This is a genomic window from Paraburkholderia sp. (genome assembly GCF_026225065.1).
GTDB lineage: Bacteria > Pseudomonadota > Gammaproteobacteria > Burkholderiales > Burkholderiaceae > Paraburkholderia.
Map to the genome: position 1 here is coordinate 1 of NZ_JAMFSB010000345.1, position 4197 is coordinate 4197.

Below are 4197 nucleotides of genomic sequence, written 5' to 3' on the forward strand. Positions count from 1 at the left end.
GCCATCATCTTCCCCGGCGAGTCCGACAACACCGCATCAATCCCTAGACACGCCGCGGCACGATAATCATCCGCGTCGTTCACCGCGATCGCGACGATATGCACGTCCGGATGCGTCCGGAAGCACGCCACCGTTGCAGGCGTCCACAGCGTCGCGTTCACCTCCGAGCGCCCTTCCCCAAGCGTAAATTTCTCGACCACAGTGACCGTCCGATGCAACTCAAACGCAGCCGAGGCGTGTTCAGCCGGCGCGTCCACGCACCCTTGGTCAAGCAAAACGCGCACAAGCCGGGTGCGCGTCGCATCCCGTGATTCAAAGACTCTCGCTTGCGGATACGCAGCAAAGCTGCCCTGATATTCAGCCTCCGTTGAATAAAGCGTCACCCGCGACCATGCGTTTTCCTCGCTCAGCACCTGGGCGACCGCCCGCGTCTGCGGTTCCGCGGGCAGCGCTTTCATGTCGAGGACAACCGGCATCGAAGCCGGGATAACGCGTAAGGCTTCACGCAACGTAGGAATGCCAACCGGTCGGCTCCGGTATGGAAAAGCCTCCACCCCTTGAGCGTCAGCCTGACGGAAACTCCACCCCGCGTTGACATGGGCAAGCTCCGCCGCCGTACGCGCCGAGACCGGCCCACTTGCATCCGTCAACGCGGACAGATCTACCGGCCGGTACAGCACCGGCACGCCATCCTTGCTCAGTTGCACCGTCAGCCACATGGCGTCGGCGTGATGCGCGAGCGCGAGGCAAATCGCCTCCAGCGTGTTCTCAGGCGCCTCGCCCGTGCCGCCACGATGCGCGATGATCCGCGGCAGCGCAGTCGCAGACTCAGACGCATCAGCAGGTGCCGCGGAAGGTACAGCACAACCGGACGAAAAAGCACTGCACAACGCAAAGACAAACCCAGCGCAAATCAGACGAGGCATCTGGACTCCTGACTAGAACAGACGAAACCGAAGCACCCATGTTACGGGTCATCGGTCTCAAAACAAGTCCGAGCAAAGCACTCTGGCACAAAAGCAGCCATCGGCAGGCATCAAAAATCCCGCCCGGCAAAAGTCTGCGCAACTTAGCTTCTGTTTCAAATTGGCCGGTGTTAAATTGCGGCTTCCGGCATCGCCAAGGCCTGCCGCTGCCAGCATCGATAGCGAGCACAACATAACAACGCTCAACTTCTGACTGTCATCGAGTCCAATTAGAATCGCGCAACCTCAAGTTGCACACCTTCCGACCAAGGAGACCATTGATGAGTTGCAAACCCCTGTTCCGTACGCTTGCCGTGGCGGCTGTTCTCGCTCTCGGCGCCAATCAGGCCGCTCAGGCCGCGACGGAAATCCAGTTCTGGCATGCCATGGAAGCCGCCCTCGGCGAGCATCTGAACGACATCGCCAACGACTTCAACGCCTCGCAAACCGACTACAAGATCGTGCCGGTCTTCAAGGGTTCCTACGACCAGACGCTCGCGGCCGGCATCGCCGCCTATCGCAGCGGCAACGCGCCGGCGATCCTTCAGGTCTACGAAGTCGGCACGGCCACGATGATCCAGGCAAAGAAGGCTGTGATTCCGGTCTCCGAAGTGTTCAAGCAGGCCGGCGTGCCGCTCGACGAAAAGGCCTTCGTGCCCACCATCGCGAGCTATTACAGCGACTCCAAGACCGATGAGCTGATTTCGATGCCGTTCAACAGCTCGACTCCGGTGTTGTATTACAACAAGGATGCGTTCAAGAAGGCCGGGCTCGATCCTAACCAGCCGCCGAAGACGTGGGACGAACTGCGCAAGGACGCGCAGAAGCTGAAAGCGTCGGGCATGTCGTGCGGTTACTCGTCGGGCTGGCAGAGCTGGATCCAGCTCGAAAACTACAGTGCCTGGCACGGTCTGCCGTTTGCGACGGAAAACAACGGCTTTGACGGCGCCGACGCGCAACTCGAATTCAACAAGCCGCAGCAGATCGCCCACATCCAGTTCCTGCAGGACATGGCGAAGGAAGGCTCGTTCACCTACGTCGGCCGCAAGGACGAACCGGTGTCCAAGTTCTATAGCGGCGACTGCGGCATCATCACGAACTCGTCGGGCTCGCTTGCCAACATCAAGAAGTACGCCAAGTTCGACTTCGGCACCGGCATGATGCCCTACGACGCCAGCGTGAAGGGCGCACCGCAAAACGCGATCATCGGTGGCGCGAGCTTGTGGGTGCTCTCGGGCAAGGATCCGAGCGTCTACAAGGGTGTTGCGAAGTTCCTCGCCTACCTGGCCACGCCGCAGGTTGCGGCCAAGTGGCACCAGGACACCGGCTATCTGCCCATCACGACTGCCGCCTATCAGCTGACGCAACAGCAGGGCTTCTACGCGAAGAACCCGGGCAGCGACACCGCGATCAAGCAGATGCTCAACAAGCCGCCGCTGCCGTTCACCAAGGGCCTGCGTCTGGGCAACATGCCGCAGATCCGTACGGTGGTCGACGAGGAACTCGAGCAGGTCTGGGGCGAGAAGAAGACGCCTAAGGAAGCGCTCGATTCCGCGGTCGAACGCGGCAACGAATTGCTGCGTCGCTTCGAGAAGGCCGGCAGCTAAGCGCTGACGTACCTCACCCAGCGGACGCGCTTCAGCGAGGCGCGTCCATTAAATATGACGGAGCGTTTCCGTCCGTTGTCTCGCACTTCGTACACCGGGCGGGCAAGCAAAGCTGAGCCGCTCCAGCATTATCTTCAGAGAGATGCTTCATGGAAAAGCGATCCCGCTTCGGGACAGGCGTACTGCCTTATCTGCTAGTAGGTCCGCAGTTAGCGATCACGCTGGTGTTCTTTCTTTGGCCTGCCGGCGTGGCGCTGTGGCAGTCCACGCAAAGTCAGGACGCGTTCGGCACGTCGAGCGAATTCGTCGGCCTCGCCAACTTCAAGCAACTCTTCGGCGATCCGCTTTATCTGGCGTCGTTTAACACCACGCTGATGTTTTGCGCGCTCGTCACGGTCAGCGGGCTCGTGATCTCACTACTGCTCGCGGTCTGCGCCGACCGCGTGACGCGTGGCAAGAGGGCCTATCAGACGCTGCTCATCTGGCCATACGCGGTCGCGCCCGCGATTGCCGCGGTGCTGTGGTCCTTTCTCTTCAACCCGAGCATCGGGCTCGTGACCTACGCGCTTGCGAAGTACGGCATCGTCTGGAATCACGCGCTCAACCCGGGCCAGGCCATGTTCCTGGTCGTGCTGGCGTCGGTGTGGAAGCAGGTCAGCTACAACTTCCTGTTTTTCTATGCCGGCCTGCAGGCCATTCCGCGCTCGCTGATCGAGGCTGCCGCTATCGACGGTGCGGGGCCTGTGCGGCGCTTTTTCGGCATCGCGCTACCACTGCTGTCGCCGACGAGCTTCTTCCTGCTCACCATCAATCTGGTCTACGCGTTCTTCGACACGTTTCCGATTATCGACGCGGCCACGGGCGGCGGACCGGCTCAGGCCACCCGCACGCTGATCTACCGGATCTTCGCCGAGGGCTTCCAGGGCCTCGACATCGGTAGCTCGGGCGCGCAGTCGGTCGTGCTGATGCTGATCGTGATCGCGTTGACCGTCGTGCAATTCCGTTTCATCGAGCGGAGGGTTCAATACTCATGATCGAGAATCGCCGTGGTTTCGACCTCTTCTGCCATGCGGTGCTGATCATCGGCGTCGCGCTGATCGTGTTCCCGGTGTACGTCGCGTTTTGTGCCGCCACCATGAACGAGCACGAAATCTTTTCTGTGCCGCTTTCGCTCATACCCAGCACGCACCTGTTCGAGAACATCGCTAACGTCTGGGTCCACGGCAGCGGCAACGCGGCCGCCCCGTTCGGCCGCATGCTGATGAACAGCCTCGTGATGGCGCTGGTGATCTGCATCGGCAAGATCGCGATTTCGATGATCTCCGCTTACGCGATCGTGTTCTTCCGCTTCCCGTTCAGGAATCTCTCGTTCTGGCTGATCTTCGTCACGTTGATGCTGCCCGTTGAAGTGCGCATTTTCCCGACCGTGCAAGTCGTGTCGTCGATGCACATGTCCAACACGTACGCTGGACTCACGCTGCCGCTGATCGCGTCGGCGACCGCGACGTTCCTGTTCCGGCAGTTCTTCATGACGCTGCCCGATGAGCTGATGGAGGCCGCGCGTATCGACGGTGCGGGTGCGCTGCGATTCTTCTGGGACATCGTATTGCCGCTGTCGAAAACCA

The 4197-nt window shown here is 60.7% G+C and carries 4 protein-coding genes; 3 read left to right on the forward strand and 1 reads right to left on the reverse strand.

Annotated features, from left to right (window positions below; all coding sequences use genetic code 11):
* Positions 1-917: glycerophosphodiester phosphodiesterase family protein (locus tag M0954_RS23940; protein ID WP_297355897.1), on the reverse strand; the 917-nt coding region annotated here is incomplete at its 3' end.
* Between the two features lie 329 nt (positions 918-1246).
* On the opposite strand from M0954_RS23940, the gene ugpB reads away from it, so the two are divergent.
* The 3 genes from ugpB to ugpE all read left to right on the forward strand — a co-directional run.
* Positions 1247-2572: a sn-glycerol-3-phosphate ABC transporter substrate-binding protein UgpB gene (ugpB, locus tag M0954_RS23945; RefSeq protein ID WP_123384919.1), complete on the forward strand. Its 1326-nt coding sequence runs from the start codon at positions 1247-1249 to the stop codon at positions 2570-2572.
* Between the two features lie 149 nt (positions 2573-2721).
* The gene (ugpA, locus tag M0954_RS23950; RefSeq protein ID WP_122152652.1) at positions 2722-3606 is read left to right on the forward strand and encodes a sn-glycerol-3-phosphate ABC transporter permease UgpA; all 885 of its coding nucleotides are present in this window, start codon (positions 2722-2724) and stop codon (positions 3604-3606) included.
* Positions 3603-4197: sn-glycerol-3-phosphate ABC transporter permease UgpE (gene ugpE, locus M0954_RS23955; RefSeq protein WP_297355895.1), on the forward strand; the 595-nt coding region annotated here is incomplete at its 3' end. The genes ugpA and ugpE, both read left to right, overlap by 4 nt.

Bases quoted from the DNA above. Each gene is read 5' to 3' on its own strand.
- ugpB (WP_123384919.1), top strand. From the start codon at position 1,247: ATGAGTTGCAAACCCCTGTTCCGTACGCTTGCCGTGGCGGCTGTTCTC.
- ugpA (WP_122152652.1), top strand. From the start codon at position 2,722: ATGGAAAAGCGATCCCGCTTCGGGACAGGCGTACTGCCTTATCTGCTA.